The organism is Desulfatibacillum aliphaticivorans DSM 15576 (assembly GCF_000429905.1).
Taxonomy (GTDB): domain Bacteria; phylum Desulfobacterota; class Desulfobacteria; order Desulfobacterales; family Desulfatibacillaceae; genus Desulfatibacillum; species Desulfatibacillum aliphaticivorans.
The window spans coordinates 28210-49199 of sequence record NZ_AUCT01000020.1; the positions used below are offsets into that span (position 1 = coordinate 28210).

Genomic DNA, 20990 nt, shown 5'->3' on the forward strand with positions numbered 1-20990 from the left:
CCGCCCTATTTTAAGGGCGGCTAAGTGGCGCCGGAAGTTTAAATACATGGTAATTCACAGGCGCATACGGGGCCGGGAAGGATCCCGGCCCTCATTGTTTGACCTGGGCATTTTTTCAAGGGGAAATGATTATGAAGGCGAGATCCTCCATCCTATCGGCGTTTTTGACTTTGGCCTGTGTCGCCATGCTGGCCCTGCCGGCAATGGCCACGACAATCGCCAGCGAAATTTACCCGGCGGCAGCCTACGACTCCAGGGCCGGGGTCAACCAGCACCTTGTGGTGTATCTGGTGGACGGCGAGGTCAGTTCGCCGTACACCCGCTTGGGCGCCCATATTGCGGGCCAATTCGTGGACTCCCTTACAGGCGCCGCCATAGGAGACCCTTTCCCCGTTTCTGATACGAGCGCCTATCTGGACTCCGCCGGAGCGGAGCCGGACACGGCTTTCGCCCAGACCGAGACCGGCGGCGTGTACTGCGTGACATGGGGCCAGGACGGCCGCACGGGCGTGAAAGGCGTCACCGATCCCCAGGTGTACGTCCAATTGATCGACGCGGATACGGGGGCTCTCGTCGGAGGCAACCTGCTTGTTTCCTCCACGGACAATCCTTTTGCCAAATCTTCCGTGTCCGTGGGCGCTTATAACGCGCAGTCCGAAAATTCCCGTTTCATGATCGCATGGACGCAAAACAACGGTTCGCTGAATGAAATTGTCGGAACCCTCATTACCGCGGGGGGGGGGCATCGACAGCGGCGTGAAGGACGTCGCCGGCGGCTCCGGATCCGATAAAGACTGGCCGGACGTGGATTACGACTATGGCGCTTCCGCCTTTCTGACGGTGTTCTCTGACTACCGCAACGGCGGGGATCCTCAAATCTACGGCCAATATATGCAGGATGACCCCGGAGGAGGCGGACTGACCGCATTCGGGTCGACCGTGGATCAGAATTTTCCGGTCAGCGCACTTGGGACGAGTTCCCATTGCATTCACCCCCAGACGGCTTATGACGTCTCTTCCGGAAAACACGTAGTGGTCTGGGAGGATGGAAGAAACTTTGATGACACCTGGAGCGACATTTACTGCCAAGTTCTGAGCGCCGCCTCGCGCACCCTTGCCGACGACATGGCCGTTTGCCAAAACCCCGGGAACCAGTATGCCCCGTCCGTGGACGCTTCCCAAGGCGGCGGGGGCATCGTGTGGGAGGACCACCGCTTTGATCCGCTTGAGGGGGTGAAATCGCCCAAAGGAGCGGTTTTCGGCCGCGCACTTTCCCTGGCTGACAATTCCCTGAGCCCGGAGAGAGACTATGCCGTCGCCGCGCCGGACAGCGATGCTGGCTATCCCGTTATTAGCAGCGCAGGGCTTGATGGCTCCCTGATTGCTTACCCGGCCGGCAGCTCCCCATCCAGCATCGAGTGGGTTCATATGGGGACGTCCCAACTCACTGAAACCCCGGACGACTTCCTGATCGCCCATTGGGCCATGAATGAAGGCGCGGGGGCAATCGCGAATGATTCCACCTCCAACGGCTATGACGGGAATATCACCAAGGCCCAATGGACTGAGGATAAAGACGGCGCCAAAGGCAGCGCCCTGTATTTTGACGGCGCCAGCTACGTCTCCGTTCCCAATTCCTCCAGCTTTAATAACGCCATAAGCTCCGCCGTCACCCTGGCCGGCTGGATCAAACTGGACGGCGATGAACTCGCCTATCAGCCTATTGTCGCCCAAATGGCTTCCGGCAATCAGGCGTTTTGGCTGGGAACCTATTATGGAAGCCCCAAGTTCAGGATTTCCACATCCGGTTCTTCATGGGACGGCGAAATTTACGCTGACAGCATCTATCTGACTCCTCAAAAGTGGTACCACCTGGCCGGGACCTATGACGGCGAGACCATGTACCTGTACCTTAACGGCTCCCTGGTGGGAAGCTGCTCCCTTTCCGGGACCGTTTACGCAAGCTCCGCCTCCGTGACCCTCGGCGCGGCCGACGGAATGTTTCTTGAGGGCGCCCTGGACGACGTACGCGTTTATGGCAAGGCTCTTAATTTTATCGATATCGCAGAGACCGCCGGCCTGGATGCCCTGATTCGGGGCTTCGTTTTTCAGAACAACCCTCAAACCCAGAGCGAAGATCCGCTGTCAGGCGTGGTCATTGAAGCGGTCAGCAACAAGGACGGCGCTTTCTATTCCGCCGTGAGCGACGCCAACGGATACTATTCCCTGTTTGTCCCGGACGGATGCTACGAACTCACCATGAACCCTGTGGGCGCATCCCCGTACATTCCTTTTCAGGCAACGGACTATGCCGAGCCCGCCGGCGTTCATGAAGGCGGCAGCATTTACGATTACGAACTGTTCGCCGGCGGGGCATTCACCATCACCGGCGGCATCCAGGATTATTATTCAAACCCGGCGGGCGGCGTTGTTTTTTACCGCAATGACGACCTGAACATTTATTATGAAGTGCAAACGCAGGACGGCGTTTACACCCTGACCAATCTGCCTGCAGGGGAAGGCGTCATAGGCGCGCGGGCGTGGGACGCGGATTTCGGCTCCACAGCCATGACCGTGGATATTTCGGCGGACTCCGTAGTCACCTTTACGCTGACCGGCGGCGTCCCTGTGTTCGGCACGGTTTCAGACGAGGACGGATACCCCCTGGAAGGGGTGGCTGTCACCTATTATGCGCCCTATCAACCCCTCACGCTCACCGAATACACGGATGAAAACGGCGAGTTCAATATTCTCGGCGCCCCGGATTCCGGGCCGGGATACGTTATCGCAAGCCCGGACCCGGATACGCGTTATTGCGGCTCCGGCAGGCATTACGCGTCTTACGACAACCTGCACGGCGGCATGGCGGCAGGTTTGATTCGCTTGCAAAAAGGCGTTCTGGTCACCGGCAATGTATATGACGCCGCAAACGGGGATTTGACTTCCGGCGTGAATGTGGAGGCGGGCGGCCTTTCCATGCATTCGCAAGGCCGTACATGCGGCGGCGCCTACTCCCTGGTCATTCCGGAAGGGACGCACGCCATATACAGCGGCGGATTTTTCTACGACAATGCGGAGCTTGTCTGGTGGCCTTATACGGAGCATCCGGAAAGCCTGATAGCCGGCAACCCTGTCTCCGTAACGGTTTCAGCCGCCGACGTCATGTCCCGCACCATGGTTGTCACAGCGCCGGACATGTACGTGACGCTCATTGACGATGGCGGAGCCCTGGAGGTGACCGTGGTGGACGAGAATTCCTCCTGGATGGGCTCGGGCGGAGAATTTGTCTGTGCGGCTTACGTGCCGGGAACCCTGTCCGGAACCTTTGACCCCAATGTGACGGTGCAGAATCCCGTCTCCACCATGGTGTTGACCCCAACCATGGGCGCCCCCACGTATATGGCGCCCTTTCCCCTGGGACAGAGTTACGATTTGTACCTGGCCTGGGTCCAGAGCGACGGATACGGCGGGACAACCACCACCATCCTGGACAGGGCCTTTAACGTGCCCATCACACCCACTTCGGCCATCACCTTCACCTTGCCCGCGGCGTGCAATAGCGTGGCTTACGGCGAAGTCACGGCGGGCTACACCACATACAGCGGCGCTTTGGTGTACCTGACGGATGTGAACGGAGATATTGCGGGCTGGGGAACCAGCGGCATGTCCGGCTTCATGTTTTATAACGTCCCTGTGGGCGCGGATTACACGGTTACCGCCTATGCACCGGAAGACGGCGCCACAGACTCGAATACGGGATACGAAGCCACCGAGGGCGGCGCCGACTCTTTCGGCTACCTGGAACTCACGAAAACCGCCACTCCCGCTTTGGCGCTGATCGAAACCCATCGGGTCAACGCACACGACGACGTTTTTGACGGGTCCCGCACCTCGGGCGGCGATTATCATTACCAGGTCAGAAACTCCGTCTGGTTTGAACCGCCTTACGGCGTTTTGCTGAATGTGGACGACATCAACGCCTCCCTGGAGCCTGGCAGAAGCACGGAAAACGTCATGGCTTCCCAGGATGTAATGAACGACGGAATGTGGGCAACCCACGACTACATCCCGGAAAATAACTCTAACGTGTGCGGCCCTCAATGCACGGAAATCTGCTCCAATCCCGTTTACAATTGGGGCGGGGAGCATTCCTCCATCTATTATAACAGCGACATGTCGGACGGCCTTGAATTCTCCATGGTGGACAGCGCCCAATCAACCTGGGCCGGCGGCTTGGTGGTCACCAGGACCGCGGACGTGACTTCCGGTGCAGGAAATTTTGTGCAAGTAGTCACCGTTTCCGCCAAGGTCACGGACGGAACGCCCGGGGACGTATACACCGGAACGCTGCAACTCAGGGTTTACAATACGGATCACATATTGGGAAATGCTGATGTGCGGGACTGGACGCCCGGCGTTGACGAAAACGGGTATGATGTGAACGACGGATTCAACAGCGCCTGGGGATTCGCCTATTACAACATTGAAAACCCCATCATCGGCCATGAGTACTCCTACTCCAAATATGTGGACGTTTCGGTCAACGGAAACGTGGCCAACGACGTGTTTTACATGCCCAGAACCCGGGTGCGTTTGACCGAGTATCTGGGCGCGCCCAATTACTCCGTGGATCAGTACGGAATTTACCTGAGCGAGTCCGGGACGCTGGGGGACATGCATCTCATGTCTAACGCCACTCCCATGGAGTTTTTACCCGGCTACCTCAGGAAACTCTACCGCCGGGAAGTGCAGCATGAGATGGAAATCGGCGAGATTGGCGCAACCAGGCCCGCGTTGACGGCCTCCTATCCCCAAAACGGAGATATGGGCATTGCACCAGCCGCAGTAATTTCCATGACCATAGACAAGCCCGGCATGTGGGGCGGGTATTTCCTGAACGTCGAGGACCAGTGGGGCAACCTCATTGCGGACACGGACCTGGGACCCTATCCTTATAATGTCAGTTTCGTGGACTCTGTCAGCCAAAACGACACCATGACCTTCACACCGGACGGCGGCTTTGCTCCGGGAACGGCCTATGGCGTTACGGCGATGTTGCGGGACTCCACTTACTATCGCACGGCGACCGCAACGGATAAGGACCTGATCAACTTCTGGTTCGCCACCACACCCGAGCCCGGAGACGTCACCCCTCCGCAAGTGGTTTCCACCAGGCCGTATGACGGAGAAACCGGCGTGCCCACCATGATCACGGACAAGATGGACTCCTATCAGATTGTGGTCAACTTTTCCGAAGCGGTGAAGTACATGAGTACGGAACTGACCACCATGTACATCTTGGACGGCCCCGGCGGATCATCCCTGGGGACGATTCCCATCACCAGCAAGTGGATGGGGCATCGGTTCGCCATCTTCCCGAATGACGAGTTGGCGGACAACACGTGGTACCGCATTGAACTTTTTAAGGGTAATGCCACAACTGGCATTCAGGATCTTTCATCCAACCTGATTTACGCCAATTACGTTTTTGAATTCTCCACAGGAGACGCCGACACCCAAGGCCCCACCCTTAGCATGCCTCTGGACGGCGCTGCGGACGTGGCGGTCAAGAATCCCTCCATTGTGCTGTACGCGGACGAGGAATTGGACCCGGCCACCCTGATCCTGGGAACCACCCTGCACCTGTACGCCGGGGACGAAGACATTTCCTCCCTGTTTGATGTGCAGTACTTAAAAGCCCGTCAGGGCGTGCAGTTCTTCCTGAACGCAGAAAACCAGTTCACGGTCTTCCCCAACGATACCGTGATCACTCTGATCGTGGATACGGAACTGCCGGACGCCGTCACCGACATGGCGGGCAACGCACCTGTGGGAGGAACGGCTTCTCAGTCCTTCTCATTCAGGACCGTACCTACATTCGGCAATTCCATGCCGTCTTTCTACAATATGATAACGCGCGTGGGGCCGCAGTATCCCCAGGTTTATAACACCGCCAACGGCTACTACGTCAACGCCTCCGCCTATATTGCGGACGACGGCTACGACGCCATTGATAGGGGGCTTTACCGCAAGCAAGAGAGCTCCGTGGATCCCATGTACGGGCGGGTTATCACCATGACCATCGGCGATTTTTCCGCCGCCATGGAAGGCTACACCGAATCCTTATGGAATTATCAGACCTGGGACTATGACATGCCTCCGGGCGCCGACCTGATTCCCGGCGATTACGACCTGGAAATCACGGCGTACGACACGGCATGCCATTCCGCGACGCTCACGCAGCCTGTCCGGGTTTATCAGTTCAAGCCCTCCATGGAGAGCCCGTCGGACGGAAGCTTGGTTGTTGCTCCGGTGACCTTGGCATGGTCTCCCATAAACGGCGAAGCCGCAGGCTACTATGTCCAGTTGTCTCAGAACGGCTTTGACTCCTGGCTGGCCAGTTATTTCATCCCGGAGGACGGCAGGAGCGGAAACTACACGTTCACCATTCCTGAAGATGCGGATCTTGGCGGCGTAGGGGCCACCGTGCAATGGCGAGTGATCGCCGTCGCCAGTTTGAATCAGCCCTTCAGCCCATTGGGCGGATCCATAGCGTCCATACAGGAATTTACACTTGGCGAGGATTCGGATCCCCCGTGGCTGTCCGACAGCTCGCCCTACGGCGGCGAAACCGACGTGGAGCCCACGGCCGGCATCTATCTGACCATAACGGACGATGTTTCCGGCGTGGACGTAAGCTCGCTTGACGTGCAGTTGAACAGCATTTCCCTCACGGGCTTGACTATCGACGACTCCAATCCCAACGAGGTGTACGTTTCTTATACGCCCGAAACCCCCTGGTACGCCGGGGACACTCACACCCTGAGCGTGTATTGTCAGGACTACCAGGGCCAGAACATTGATCCTTACCCGACGGTCATCACCTTTACGGTGCGCGCCAACCGGGGCGAGGCTGATCCCATCATGGTGCCCACGGATTTCGCCACAGTGCAGGGCGCCCTGGATTCGGCGACCTATGGAGACCATATCCTTATAGAAAACGGCAGCTACAGCGAAAGCCTGTCTCTGACCGGCCGCCACACAGGCATCACCCTTACCGGTTCGGGCTACCAAAAAACCACCCTGCTCGGTCCGGGAACCGCTCCGGTCATCAACGTGGAGAATTCCAGCGAGATCATCATCCGCGACATGACCATCACAAACGGCACTTACGGCATCAAGGTGAACAATGCCGATATTGTGGATATTATCAACTGCCGGATCGCCGGAAACACCGCTGACGGCGTCAACATTACCGGCAATTCTTATTACGATCTCACCAATAACCTGATTTACGGCAATTTGAACTGGGGCGTTTATCTGTTCAGCACCGTCGGCATGAAAGCCGGCAGCCCCTTGGAAGCGGAGCTTCTGAATAACACCATCGCGGATAACTACCAGGGCGGCGTATACGCATACAGCAGCAGCGTCTACGCTTATTACAACATTGTGGCCGAGAATACCGGAAACGGCGTGTATGATGATGTGGCCGCGTTCTATTGGGATTACAACCTGGTTTACGGCAACGGCGTAAATTACACGGACGTGACCCCCGGGGCCAACGACGTTAACGAAGATCCTTTGTTTGTGGATACCGGCAATCTCGCCGCCCTGGACAACGATTACCATCTGCAGAACGGATCTCCGGCCATTGACATGATTCCCAATGCAGTTCCGGGAGCTGAGCCGCCGCCCGCGGCGCCGGGTGACGACCTGGACGAAAACATCCGGCCTCAATTCAATCCGGGCGGGGATTACGACGCAGGCTGCTACGAGATGACCGATGATTCGGCTCCGTTTATCGAATGGGCTGTTCCCGAAAATGGGGATACGGGCGTTTCGCCCGCCGGCCCCTGGTATATGGAACTGAAGGATTACGGCTCCGGCATTGATGAGACGACTTTATACGTGGGAGTCAACTCCGGCTACCTGGTTGCGGACGTCGTCACCTCGTTCACGGTGACCGGATCCTTGTTGGTTGACATCTATCCGCAGTCGCCTGCCGGGTTGGAAGAATCCGTCTGCATTGACGTCACGGTTTCGGATAAGGCGGGCAACTCCATGAATCAGGAATCCTATTGCTTCACCACCAGGGGCAACACGGGCCTGTACGTCAATCCGGGAGACTCCATCAGCGAAATCCTGCAAACCGCAGTCAGCGGGGACGTGGTTTACGTCAATCCCGGAGACTACGTGGACAACCTCGTGGTGCCTAACATCCAAAGCGGCGTCGTTCTGACCAGTACGGGCGGCCCGGAGGTCACCACGATCACCAGCGCCTGGGCGCTTACCCAGGTGGCGACTGGCGAGGGAACGACTTTTGTGAATGCGCCGGTGGGGCCGGTCGTGTCCATTGAGGATGTTGATTCGTTTACAATCAGCGGCTTCACCCTGGAGTTGGGATCGGACATTGTGCAAGTGCATTCCGATGCGGACAATGTTCTGATCTCAGGCAATGTCATTTCCGGCTGCGTCGGCCATGTGGGCGGCGGCGGCGCCATCATGTGGCTCTCCGGCAGCGGCGTTGACATTTCGTCGGAATACAACGTGCGCCTGGAAAATAACCTCATCATGCACAACGGGTGGGGCGTCAAGGTGTGGGATGACGCCACGGGCAACGCCGTGGCCCCGGCGCCGGTCATCGTAAACAACACGGTGGTCACCAACATGGTTTCGGGCGTTTACGTATTGGACGGCGCCCCCGATATTTATTACAACATCATTGCCTACAACAGAGATTACGGCCTTGAGGTTGATGACAGTGCAGCCAATGATTACAACTGCCTGTACGCCAACACGGCGGGTAACTCCATCGGAGTGACCCTGGGCGCGAATACCATCCAGGACGATCCTCTGTTTGTGGACCCGGCGCACAATGACTTCCAGGTGGAGGGCTTCTCCCCCTGCGTGGACGCCTTTGATGAGTCCGAGGCGGCGGCGTCTCCCGTTGCGTCTGAGTATGACATCCTGGGCGTTTCCAGGCCTCAGGGACAGGGTTACGATCTTGGATGCTACGAAAAAACGGACGCTAACGCACCGTACTTGATTTGGGCGGTCCCGGACGACGGCGACATGGACGCCAGCCCCTCCGGCCCGTGGCGCTTTGAACTGGACGACAATGAATCCGGGGTGAATCCCCTGTCCGTGACCGTCCAGGTGGACTACGGAGACATTCCAGGCGTGTTGAGCGCTTCGGAAACCGTCAGCGGCACGGTCCTTTGCTCGTGGACGCCTGACAGCCCGCTGGATGCAAATCACAACGTAAATTTCAAGATCTGGGCCTACGATTACACAGGCAACCAGTTTCATACCACCCTGTACTTCCGGACGCGAGGCCCCATCACCATCACCGTTCCCACGGACTACCCCACCATCCAGGAAGGCCTGGATGCGGCAGCCAGCGGCGACACGGTGCAGGTCCTGGCAGGTGCATACACCGAAAACCTGGAGATAACCTCCGCACACAGCGGCGTCGCCTTGGTGGGCGCAGGCGCGGACCAGACCATCATCCAGGGCGAATGGGTGGACTTTGACGGCCTCTTGAGACCAGCCGGACCCACCATTGACATTTTGGGTGCGGACGGCTTCAGTGTGGAAAGTTTTACCCTGACCGACGGCACGTACGGCGTGTTTATTGACGTGGATGCGGACAATATTGTCGTCAGCAAGAACATCATCAGCGCCAACTACAACGATAACGTGCTGATTTACGCCGGGAGCTCCAACATACGGATTGAAAACAACCTGATTCAATTCGCTGCGCGGGGTTCCGGCATCACCATAGAGGATTACAATACAAGCGACGGGCTTAGTCCCGCTCCGAAAATTGTCAACAACACGGTGGTTTCAAACACCCTGCACGGCATTTCCGCGGATGATGCGGCGCCGACGTTCTTCTACAATATTTCCGCTGAGAACGGAAGTTACGGATTCTATTACGGAAATTCCGTGGTCACCCGGGCATACAACTGCGCCTGGGATAATGGAACTAACTTCCCCACAATCCTTGGAACCGGTGAAATCGAAGCGGATCCCATGTTCACGGATTCCGCGAACGGCGACTTCACCCTTCTGCCCGACTCTCCGGCCATCGACGCTATTCCGCAAAATGTTGCGGAAGGCGGGACGGTAACCGCACCGGACATGGATCTTTTGGAAAGGCCCCGTCCTCTCGGCCCCAATAACGAGTACGACATGGGCTGCTACGAGGAATACGGCCTGACCATTACATCCACTCCGCCGGATTCGGTTTTGGAAGGCGGTCAGTACACCTATCAACCCGCCGTCTACGGGGACGTGGTGAGTTGGGCCTTTGGACCTGACGATCAACGCCCGACCGGCATGACCATCGACTCGCTGGATGGCGAGGTCTCCTACACGGCTGGCGCCGACGACGCCGGAACCTACACCGTGCAGATCGCCGCCACGGACGTTCACGGCAGGACCACCTACCAAACCTTCACCCTGACGGTCACGGCTGCGACCAACGGGCCGGGGGCTCCTGTCGCCGTCCTGGATCCGCCGTATTACGCCATGATCAACCGGACCTTTGACCTGGAATTCACCGCCAGCAATCCCGAATCGGCCACTTTGGAATACTCCATGGTTACCGGACCCACCGGCATGGACTTCCCGGACGTGTATACTCCCGAACTGGAATGGACTCCGACGCAGGGCCAGACCGGGGTGTATCCCTTCCAGGTTCAGGTCAGCGACGGAACAACCACGGTGCAGGGCGATAACCTGACCATAACGGTCCTGGATCCGCTGGAAGCGGCGCCTGCCAAGGCTTCGCCCTTGATCCTGGTGACCGGCCCCGTAACCACTACGGTGGCCGTCAACTGCCAGATCGAAGGCGGCTTGGCGCCCTATAGCGTGGACGTTGGGAATCCCGATTACGGAACCATAATCGATCTGGACGCCCAGGCGGGAACCTTTACCTTCATGCCTTTGGACAAGGGAAAAACGTCCTTATGGGTGTACGACTCCGCCGGATTCTCCCTCACCGTCGGACCGTATGATGTGCAGAAGATGCAGGTGGAACTGGCCGCCGATCCTCAGTACGCTCCGGCCGGACAAGGCGTGGATATGGGCGTCAACGACCAGCAAAGCGACATTTACGGCCTGGGCTTCTCAGTGCCTGACTCTTCCACCAGCGCTCCCGTAACCTTTACCATCGGAACGATCAACTCCGGCGCCCCGTACCTGGCCGAAGGTTCTTCCTCCGTGGTTCAGATCGGGCCTGATGGAACATCCTTCGCCATCCCGGCTACCTTGCAGTTCCCCTACACCGGCGGCGGAGACATTAACAGCCAACTGGTGTTCACCTTTAATCCGGAAACCGGCCGTTGGGAGTACGTGCCCGACGACGGAAACGACGGCAGCTTCATCACGGTGAACCTGCAGCATTTGTCCTTGTACACCCTGGCTGAGCCCAGCGAAAACGAACTGAACGTGACGGGCGGCAAGACTGTGGAATATTACCGCATGGTCAGCTTCCCGCTGTATCCCGCTGCTGAATCCTCCATAGTGGAAATACTTGGGGACGACGCCAACCTCGGCGCCTACGACGACACCATGTGGCGCATCTTCGCCTTTGATCCCCTGGATCAGGCCAGCGGAGACGCCAATGAGTACTACGTCGAGGGCAATGAGGCTGACTTTGCCCTCCAGTTCCCCATGGAGCCCGGCCAGGCTTACTGGCTGATTTCCCGCAACAGCGGAACCGTGACCGTGCCCGGCCTCCAGGTGGACGAATCGGAGGGGTACTACATGACGCTCCAGGCAGGCTGGAACATGATCGGCAACCCCTTCGACAATTACGTCAATTGGGTTCTCACACTGGCCTCCACCGATGGAGAGACCTACTATCATCCCAACAGCGTAAACTCTCCGCTCTATGGCAAGGATCTGTTCACCTACGATCCTGCTAACGCAGCGGCCGGCGATGACGGCTACGTGATTGTCACCCAGTTGAAACCTAATGGCGGCTACTGGATCAATAACCCGGCGGGCATGCCTATTACGTTCTGGATTCCGAGTTACGCCATCGGCGACAACGTGAAGAGCGCCGCTGCGGCCAAGTCCGAACCCAGTTTCCTGGCCAGCGTAAAACGTAAAATCAGCCGCGCCGTCCAAGGCCAGGCCTGGGCCGACGATGACGATGAACGGCCGCCCAAGGCGCCCGGAACCAGCGGCGCCAACGCAGGCTCCAGCAGCGATTCCATCGGCGTTGCCGAAGGCGACGGCGGCGGAGGCGGCTGCTTTGTGGACGCGGCGTCCAACAGCAGTGCGGCCTCGCCCGTGTGGCTGCTCCTTGCAGCGGGCCTGCTCGCAGCAGCCATGCTGCGCAGGCGCAACGCCTAAAAACCATCACCTTTAACACCAAAAGGGAAGCTCCTCCAAAGGGGCTTCCCTTTTTTTATTATCTGAATTCATGGAGTTCTGATGCTTTGGGAGGCGTAGGCTGGGTAGAGCTTGCGAAACCCAACAAATCATTTATGGATTCTTTTCGTTATGATCAGCCTCAACATCCTTAATGCCGTCCGGGCGGAGTTTTTATAATTGCCGGAGAGCTTGGACCCTCCGCCCAGCCGGGGGCGGTAGGATATGGGAACTTCAGCGATGCGCAGGCCGTGCGCCATCAACTCCAAGGCGACTTCCGGCGCAAACTCCGGCCCCTGGCCTACGAGGCTGCTTTGAATGTCCAGAAACGCGTCTTGCCGCATTACCCGCAGGGAGCATCCCACGTCCGTGAATTTCGCCGGATGCCAAGGCCAAAGCAGGGACAGGAACAGCCCCACGGTGCGATTGGCCATGCGCACCAGATAAGGCATGAAAGCGCCCGGCTGGATCAAACGTTCGCTGGTGCGGGAGCCGAACACCGCGTCGTGAAAAACCAGGCAGGGCAGCAGTTTTTCCAGGTCCGATGATTTAAAGGAGCCGTCCGCCTCGGTAACGGCGACCGCTTGGGCCGTACACAATTCCAAACCCTGCTTGATGGCGTCTCCGTAGCCTCCCATGGATCGGGTGACGACCAAAGCCCCGGCCTTCCGGGCCTTTTCGGCGGTCAAGTCTTCCGACATATTATCCATGACGATGACCTGCTTGCAGACCCTTTTAAAATCCAGGACCACCTGTTCGATGCATTGCTCTTCGTTCAATGCCGGAATGACAACGTCTACATCAGGCAGCCCCTTATTTTTTCGCCAAAGCAAATCCCTGGCTGTCCATAGGTCCTCCGTCGTGTTGACGTTGACGTAATCCCCGGCAAATTGGCAACCCGGGGTCGGGCCGGGCAGGGCGTTGATCAACTCATAGGGGGAGGCCTTGGCTCCCCGTTCGCAATAGTCCCGGCACAGATGGGCGAGTTCGCCTTTGGCGGCGGCCAATCCCAGGCCGAAAAAACGGCCCTGGCCGCTGCCGTCCTTTTCCCGGATGGAGCTGACCCGGCGGGTGGATTCGTCGTAAACCAGCGAGTAATTGCGCTTGCATTCCTTTTGGGTTCGGCAGGGCTTGAAAGCGCACAGGGCGGAAAAACCGTTATGTTCGGCAAGAGCTTGGGCGAAGGTTTTATGGTCCGCGCCTTCGTAATACTCGTCCCCCAGGGCCGCAATAAAGGTTTCGTCCGGCTGGACATATTTTGCAATGGCGGCGAAGCCTCCAAGCAGGCCTGCCTGCCTCTCTTGGGGAGTCGCTTCAATAACAATTGTCTTTGCCCGGATGGATGAAAATGACCGGGCGGCTCGCCTCACAATTTCCGGCGCCCCACCTGCAACCAGATACACAATTTCAGGAGAAAACGCCTGGTCGATCAACCGGACGTTGCGTTCCAACAGGCTGACGCCTCCCACCGTACTGAGGGTCTTGGGCGGCGCCGACGGTTTTTTCCCAAACCGGCTGCCCTTGCCCGAGGCCATGACAAAAGCCTTGCGCACCATGGGTTCAGTCATTTAATCCATTCCGAAAAAATGTTGTGATTGTTGGTGTGTTCCATCCTCACCCGGGAATATACCATTCAAACAAGGGGTTTTGCAATCGCACTTTATATGAACGGGGCGCCGGCCCGGCAACAGTTTGCATTCGACAAGGCGCCGCTATTCCTTTTTCATGCGCGAGTGGGATATGAAAGCCCGGATGTCCTGGATGGGCTGCATGGGCAGGATCTCGTCTTTCCACCTGTCGTAAGGCTCAAAGTGGATGGGCAGGGGGGCGGGGCCGTTGGCTATGTATCGCCGGGACTTGCAATCAAAATAATACTTCAGGATGACAGGAACGCTGTTTGAAAAGGGCGCCTGATAATGAATCTGGTCGTCCCATGCCGTGGCTTCAAACCGGCGTTCGCTGATTCCGGCCCGCAAGGAGCCGGGCGCCAGGCCTTTATGCACGCCGTCTGTAAAGGCGATAAGCACGGCGACAGCCAGGCAGATTTTTGCCAGGGCGTTTTTGTCCAAGTCTTTCAGGCCGGAAGAATCAAGAATAATGCGGATCAGGCAGATCCAAAGGGGAACGGCCAGCACCGAGGCCATGGCCGCAAAATGGACGGTGCTGAAGGTCCCGTCAGGCTCTCCGAAAAAGCGCTGTCCGCCGGAGATCATCATAAAAAAGGTTGCGATGAACAAATACAGGGCCAGGCCGAAGAACCTGTGCCGCCGTGCTTTGGTGGGGAGGATTCCCATAAAAACCAGCATGGCGCCCAGGGCGTTCAGGTAATGAAATACGGAAAGGGTGTGCTCCCGGAACAAGGCCATGAACAGGTGCCTGCCTTCTCCGAGTTTTACGAGGGCGCCTCCGGAATCCAGCATGGCGAAGGGCTGGTGGATGAAAAACATATACAAGGGAATGCGGAAGACAATGATAAATGCGATGATCACGCCCGCAATGCCGGCCGCGACGGAGATTTTGTTTTGTACTCGCCCGGGTGAAAAAATCATAACCCCGGCCAGGGCGCACAGGCCGGCCAATCCGAAAAAAGGCTCGTAGAAAAACGAAAAGGCGTGAACCCCGCCAACCAACAGGGCGAACCTGGGGCCGCCTCCTTTTTCATAAAGCCTGAAAAACAAGAGCGCGCACACAAAGCAGACAAGGCTGCGTTCCGCGATGGTCCACGCTCCGGGGAAGGGATAGCAGATTCCTATGAGGCTCAGGTTGGTGATGACCATCGCGCAGGCCAGCAAGGCGGAGGAAAACCGCGCGGCCCCCAGGATTTTGATCAAAAAGGCGTACACCAGATACAAAAACAAGGCCTGGGAGGCGAAGCAGAACCCGGCCATGAGCATGAAAAAACCGCCCATGGTCTGGTTAAGGCCCGCAAACCAAAGCCTTGGCAGCATGGTTTCAAAGATGAATCCTTCAAAAGGTATGTAATGCACGTAGGGCTTCATGGTGTCGTACACGGCGTCCAGGCCGGGCGCCACGTGAATCCACCAGTGGAAATCCAGCAAAAACAAAGGCGTCGCCATCCCGGCTTCAACATCGACTTCCGTAATCAGGCTGAGAGCGAAGACTATCAGGCATGCGCGGTTGAAGACTTTTAGCTTCGGGCTTTTGTTTTTCGCTAAAATAAGGCCCAGTACGATCAATCCAAGGTACACGATGACGCCGGCTATAAGGACCGCCCTGGAGCGAACCGGGTAGCTGTTCACCAGCTGATTGGACAGGTTCAGGAAAAACCACAATGCCGTCAAAGGGCTTAAAAATGCGATCAGAAAGCCCGGCCTGCTGCGGCCCATGGCCCAGTATCCCGCGCCGCACGCCAATAGCCCCGCGGCAAGGCTTAAAGGCCAGAACGACGAAACTCGCAAAACCAGGCCCGCCGCCGCAATCTGGCACAGCAGGGTTACAAAGCCTTCGGCCATTTCTTCCAGGCTGTCCGACTCCCTTGTAAATATTTTCGCCCAAAGCATGCCCATAAACGGGATCGCCAGCACAAAGCCGGGCGCTTCGGCCGGAGAGAAGACGAAGTTCGCCGCGCTCGCCGGAAAGATGAAGCTGCAAAGCAGCAAAAAGTCCCGCCTCTCGGCGTTCCAATGATCCGAGCCGTCCCAAATCCGCTTTGCGACCCATACACTCGCCGGAACGCAAATCAGCGCCATTACAATGGATTTTTGCCCGGCGGACGGTTCAACCCCGGCGGCCGCCAAACCAGCCCAATAAGCCGTACACAATCCCAGGCAGGCGAAATTCCCCAGCCATAGGGCGAAGCGCATATGTTGCCTGGCGTCAGTCACGGCCGAACTCCTGCTTATGGAAAAATCCCATGGTCCGCGCTATGGGAACTTGAATCTCCGGATTGTTTTTCCAGAGGGAATAGGGCTGCAAATGGATCGCCAGGGGCGCCGGGCCGGTCAAAACGGCCTTTCGGTTTTTGTAGGTATAGTAATAAGACAACACATCCCCCAGGCCGTAGTCGTAGGGCGCATTGTAATGCTCCTGGGTCTGCCAGGCAGTGGGGTTGAACTCCCGTCCCGTCATTTGGATTTTCAGGGTTCCCGGGGACTTGCCGTAAAACAGGCCTGTCGTGCAGGCCGCTGCAATAAGAAGGCTGGCCAGGGCCTTGGGCGCCCAGGAGGGCAGGGGGGCTTGGCCCCATAAATCCAGGCCGATCCTCACAGTGCAGATGATCAAGGGGATGACAAGCACCGAGGACAGGGCCGCGAAATGCACGGTGGAATAGGTTCCCTCCGGGTCTCCGAAATAACGCTGCCCGCCGGAAATAAACATAAAAAACGTAATCAAAAATATGTACAAGCCCGGCGTAAAGGCCCGGCTTTTCCACGGCTTAAAAGGCAGTAAACATAAAAAGGCTGTGAGCGCGGCCAGGGACCATGTGTAATGCAAGGTGGATAGAAGGCGGCTGCGGTAAAAAACGGAAAATATGTTTACCTGGCCGTTCGGGTCCATGTGCTTCATGCCCGATTGGATCAGGGTGAGCGGTTGAAGGACGAAAAAACTCCATAAGGAAGGCCGGACGATCAGCAATATTACGATCAAGGCACCGAATCCGCCCGTCAGGATGTATTTTTTTTGCGGTATTCGTTGCGGCGCCAGAATCATCACGCCCAACAGTCCGGCTATGGCGCCCAGGCCCAGCAGGGTTTCGCACAGGAACGAGAGCATGTGCACGGCTCCCAGGCAAACCGCGGCCCAGGCCTTGACGTTTTCCCCGGCTTCAGAGGCCCGCCAAAAGAACAAAAAGGCCAGAACGCAGAGAAAAAAAGCCGGGGCGCGTTCCGCAATGCTCCATCCGCCGGGAAAGGGATAGGACGTCTGCAGCAGCGTCAGGTTGGAAACCGCGATCAGGCAGGCTGCGCAAGCGGCCTGAAACGGCTTTAAACGGCCGATCGCATAAAACCCATAGCCCATCAAGGCCGCGCACAATGCTTGGGCCAGAAGGCTGAATAGGGCGAAGACAAGCCCATACCCGGCCGTGCTTCCGTTCAGGATTTCAAACCACAGCCTGGGCGCCCACGCAGCCCAGGCCACTCCTTCGATGGGCGCGTAATGGACGAACGGCTGCATGCTTTTGTACATGGCGTCCAAACCCGGCGCAACATGCACCCACCAGTGGAAATCCCAGTCCGCTAAAGGAACGGCTAGCACCGAGCCCAGGTTCAGGTCAAAAAGCAGGCTGGCAACCAACATGGCCATGCACAGGCGGTTGATCCACAGGCCGCCTTGGAACTTCCGCGAAACCAGGATTCCCGCCATCAACAGGGAGGCGGCCAGGCCCATCCAATATAAGATTTGCGACGGCCCCGGAAATATCGCGGCGATCTGGTCCGATGCGCTTACAAACAGCCACAAAGCCATGACCGGACTGACTAACGCCGCCTGCTCAATGGAGTACATTTCGTTACGCCCGGCCTGAGACGCGTGCCAGCCAAGAACCAGGGCGGTCGCCGCAATAAAGGATAAGGCGTAATAAGGCCCTGTTCTAATGAGCAGGCTTAACGCTGCAATCTGGCAGAAAATTGTGACCGGCAATTCCAGGTTGGGTTCAGGCTCACCCCCCAGTTTGGGCGCCCACCGAAACAATCCGAACAGGATAAACGGCGTAAGCAAAAGCGGGCTGAGCACGGAGCTTTGCGCCAGAATCACGCTTAATGCGGCCGCCGGAAACATGGCAGTCACCACCAGAACCCAATGGCGGCGCTGTCTGCTCAGCGTTTCCAAGGCCTTGTAAAACAAGAGCCCGCCCCAGGAGCAGGCCAAAAAGGCGCCCATGAGAATAAGGATGGATTTCTGGCTGGTGGGCGTTCCGATTGCGGCGTAGGCAAGGGTAAGGCCCTGGGCCAGGGCCATAGCCAGGCACCAGAAATTTATGAGGCAAAAGGCTTTGGGGAAAATCCGTTTCAGATCATCCATCGGCTGATTTTGCTTCCCTATTCAAGGCCAGGCCAAAGGCCGCGCCCATCAGGTAGATCAGGCCCGCCAGCAATAGCACACGGGAGAATCCAAAGCTCATGGCCGCCATGATGGCCAGCACTGATCCCAGGACCGTAAAAAATCCGTTGACGGCCCAGGCCCAGGCGATCACGGCCGGAGACTTTTCCGCTGCAGCGCGAATCCCCAAGGGAAAGAACAGGCCCAGAACTGCGCCCGTGGGGCCGATCAAGGCCCAGGCCGCGGCCATGCGCAGGGGCAAAGGCAGTCCCGTCAAAAGGCCGGTTAAGGCGTCCAGGAAAAATGCGTTGAAGCAACATAGGATTAACACGCCCGCTCCTGCAGTCAACAGGCTTTTCCTGGTCCAGGGGGGAAATCGTTCCGACAGCCAGGCGCCCAACCCGGCGAAAAAAAGCATTCCGGCCAGGACAACGGTCACGGCGTATGTCGGGCGCCCCAAAAATAGAATGAGCTTTTGCATAAGGCAGATTTCAATGAACATAAATCCCAGGCCGAGCGCGGCGAAGTAGACAAATGTCCTTGCTTTGGCCTTGAGGGGCGCTCCCCTTCTATTCCAAATCCATACGGGCAGCAGGATGAACAAGGCCGCCAACAGGCTCACCTGGATGACCGCAGCCGTCAGGATCATGTGCCCGGCGGGAAAGTCCGGCAGGAATTTGGTTTTCATCTCCCCCCTGGCGCCATGGCCCCACCACGAAGCCACGTTGGAAATTTTGTAGTAATTGAAGAAAAACGGCTTGTCGTCCGTGGGCGGATGCAAATTGAAAGCCGACTCTTTTAAAAGCCTATTCAACTCCGCGCCGTCCGACATTAAGGCCTGATGGAAAAGCCGCCTGGAGCGCGAAAAAGCATCCAGGGGAAGCTGTTCATCTCCTTTTTTCAGGTAAGGCGCAAACACCACCCCTGCAAAACCCTCCCTGCGGCCGAACTCGGCCAGAGCCGCGCATTCCTCCGGGGTGAAAGGGCTCTTTTTAATCATGGTGGAGGCCCAGTTATTGGCCTGGAGAACGGCGACATGCCGCCAGGGCGCTTGTACGCCGGAGCGCTCCAGGGCGGTCCGGGCCGTAACGGCCAGGCGCAGGGTTTCACGAGGGGGCCCGAACAGGGAGAATATGGGCCGCGAGTAGCAGATCATTCCGTTTTCGGACAGGCGATCCAGCATGTTTTCCACCGCCTCCACCGTATACAGGTAGTTTTCGCTCAGGGTGTAAGCTCCGGTGGAAAGGGCGGTAAGCGTATCCACCCCGGTCAGTTGGATGACGTCGTACTCGCCTTGGGATCGATCCAAAAAAGATCGGCCGTCCTCGTTAATCAATTTTACGCGAGGGTCGGAGAACAAATGCCCTATGTAGCTTGCATATTTTTTCGTAACCATGCGGATCATGGCCGGGTTGATCTCCACGGCGGTGACCGAGGCGGCGTCATGGAAGAGGGCGGTCATAACATCGATGCCGCCGCCCACGCCGATGACCAGCACCTTCGGCCTGGTTTTTCCCTGGGTTTTCAAAGCCAGGTACGCCGAGGAAATTTGCGAATCGTCCAGGGAGGGGAATTTTTTCAGGTCGCCGGCGTCCTTGTATAAAAAGGTCGGCCCGATGCCGTCCTGGGTGACCATGCGCATGGGGACCTCCTGATAGTCCACCACGCCGAACTCCCCCCCGCCAAGCATATGCATGTAATGCTCGGGCCATATGTCCAACTGGGCGATGGCGCTGTGCAAAATGTCGCGCCGCCCCATGTCCGGGACCGAGCGTTTGTAAACCAGATGCCTGCCTCCGGAAAAAGGAATTTCCAGGGAGTATACTTTGTTGAGTCGGGGGTCTTCCTGATACGCGATGGTGAGCCTTTGCTTGGAAAGATCCATGGGAATCTCCCAGAACAAACGCCCTGAGTGAAAGCCCAGAAAGGCCAGCAAACAGAGCATGGTGAGGCCGGCGGCCGCCCATTTTCCCATTCTTTTTTCTGCGGACAGGCACACGGCCGCCAGCCCGGCGAGCACGGCCGAAGCCATGGCCGCGCCGTTCACGCCCGCCGCGTTCAATAAAAGCGGGGCCGCCGCGGCGCCCAGGGCGGCGCCCAGCATATCAAACCCGTAGAGCTTGCCCGCCTGCCTGGAATACGCCTGAAAGCAAACGGCGATGACGTATCCTGCAAAGAAAAAAGGGACGGCCAGCAATCCTAGCAGGGCCAAAAATGTGCAGAAGTTTTTCCAATCGCCCAATAGCTGCATGGCTTCGATGTGCAGGCGGGAGCTTAAGAAATACGAAGCGGGCAGGGCGACGGCGAATGCCAGGGCGCTTTGAAACAGGCCCCTGGTCAACACGGAGGCGCTTTGGCTCTGGTTGAATCTTACGGCGGCGACGGCGCCCGAGGCCCCAAAGCCCAGCAAGGCCACGGACACGACCAGATAAGCATGATGGTGCCACATGATAATGGAAAAAAGGCGGGTGAGGGCGATCTGATAGGCCAGGGCCGAGGCCGAAATAAAAAATACGCCGGCCAGGACGGGACGGGCTATCCCGGGAGTCTGTTCAGAATGGGAGTCCGATAATGGTTTCAAGGCCTAGTAACCATGCGGGAAAAAA

The 20990-nt window shown here is 57.6% G+C and carries 6 protein-coding genes; 2 read left to right on the forward strand and 4 right to left on the reverse strand.

Going from position 1 to position 20990, the window contains the following annotated elements; all coding sequences use genetic code 11:
• Nucleotides 1-131: 131 nt before the first annotated feature.
• Nucleotides 132-791, forward strand: a complete 660-nt coding sequence (locus G491_RS0117170) for a hypothetical protein (protein ID WP_028315467.1) — start codon at nucleotides 132-134, stop codon at nucleotides 789-791.
• A complete protein-coding gene (locus G491_RS0117175) occupies nucleotides 757-12366 on the forward strand; it encodes a right-handed parallel beta-helix repeat-containing protein (RefSeq protein ID WP_028315468.1) in 11610 nt (3869 codons plus the stop codon). The genes G491_RS0117170 and G491_RS0117175 overlap by 35 nt, the downstream gene beginning before the upstream one ends.
• A 128-nt stretch (nucleotides 12367-12494) precedes the next feature.
• On the opposite strand, the gene G491_RS0117180 is transcribed toward G491_RS0117175, so the two are convergent.
• From G491_RS0117180 to G491_RS0117195, 4 genes are all read right to left on the reverse strand, one after another.
• A complete protein-coding gene (locus tag G491_RS0117180) occupies nucleotides 12495-13952 on the reverse strand; it encodes a glycosyltransferase family 2 protein (protein WP_028315469.1) in 1458 nt (485 codons plus the stop codon).
• Between the two features lie 144 nt (nucleotides 13953-14096).
• Nucleotides 14097-16229, reverse strand: a complete 2133-nt coding sequence (locus G491_RS0117185; protein ID WP_028315470.1) for a hypothetical protein — start codon at nucleotides 16227-16229, stop codon at nucleotides 14097-14099.
• A complete protein-coding gene (locus G491_RS0117190; RefSeq protein WP_028315471.1) occupies nucleotides 16222-18366 on the reverse strand; it encodes a hypothetical protein in 2145 nt (714 codons plus the stop codon). Before G491_RS0117190 ends, G491_RS0117185 begins: the two co-directional genes overlap by 8 nt.
• Entirely contained in the window at nucleotides 18359-20965 is a 2607-nt protein-coding gene (locus tag G491_RS0117195) for a spermine/spermidine synthase domain-containing protein (protein ID WP_028315472.1), read from the reverse strand. Before G491_RS0117195 ends, G491_RS0117190 begins: the two co-directional genes overlap by 8 nt.
• Between the last annotated feature and the right edge of the window lie 25 nt (nucleotides 20966-20990).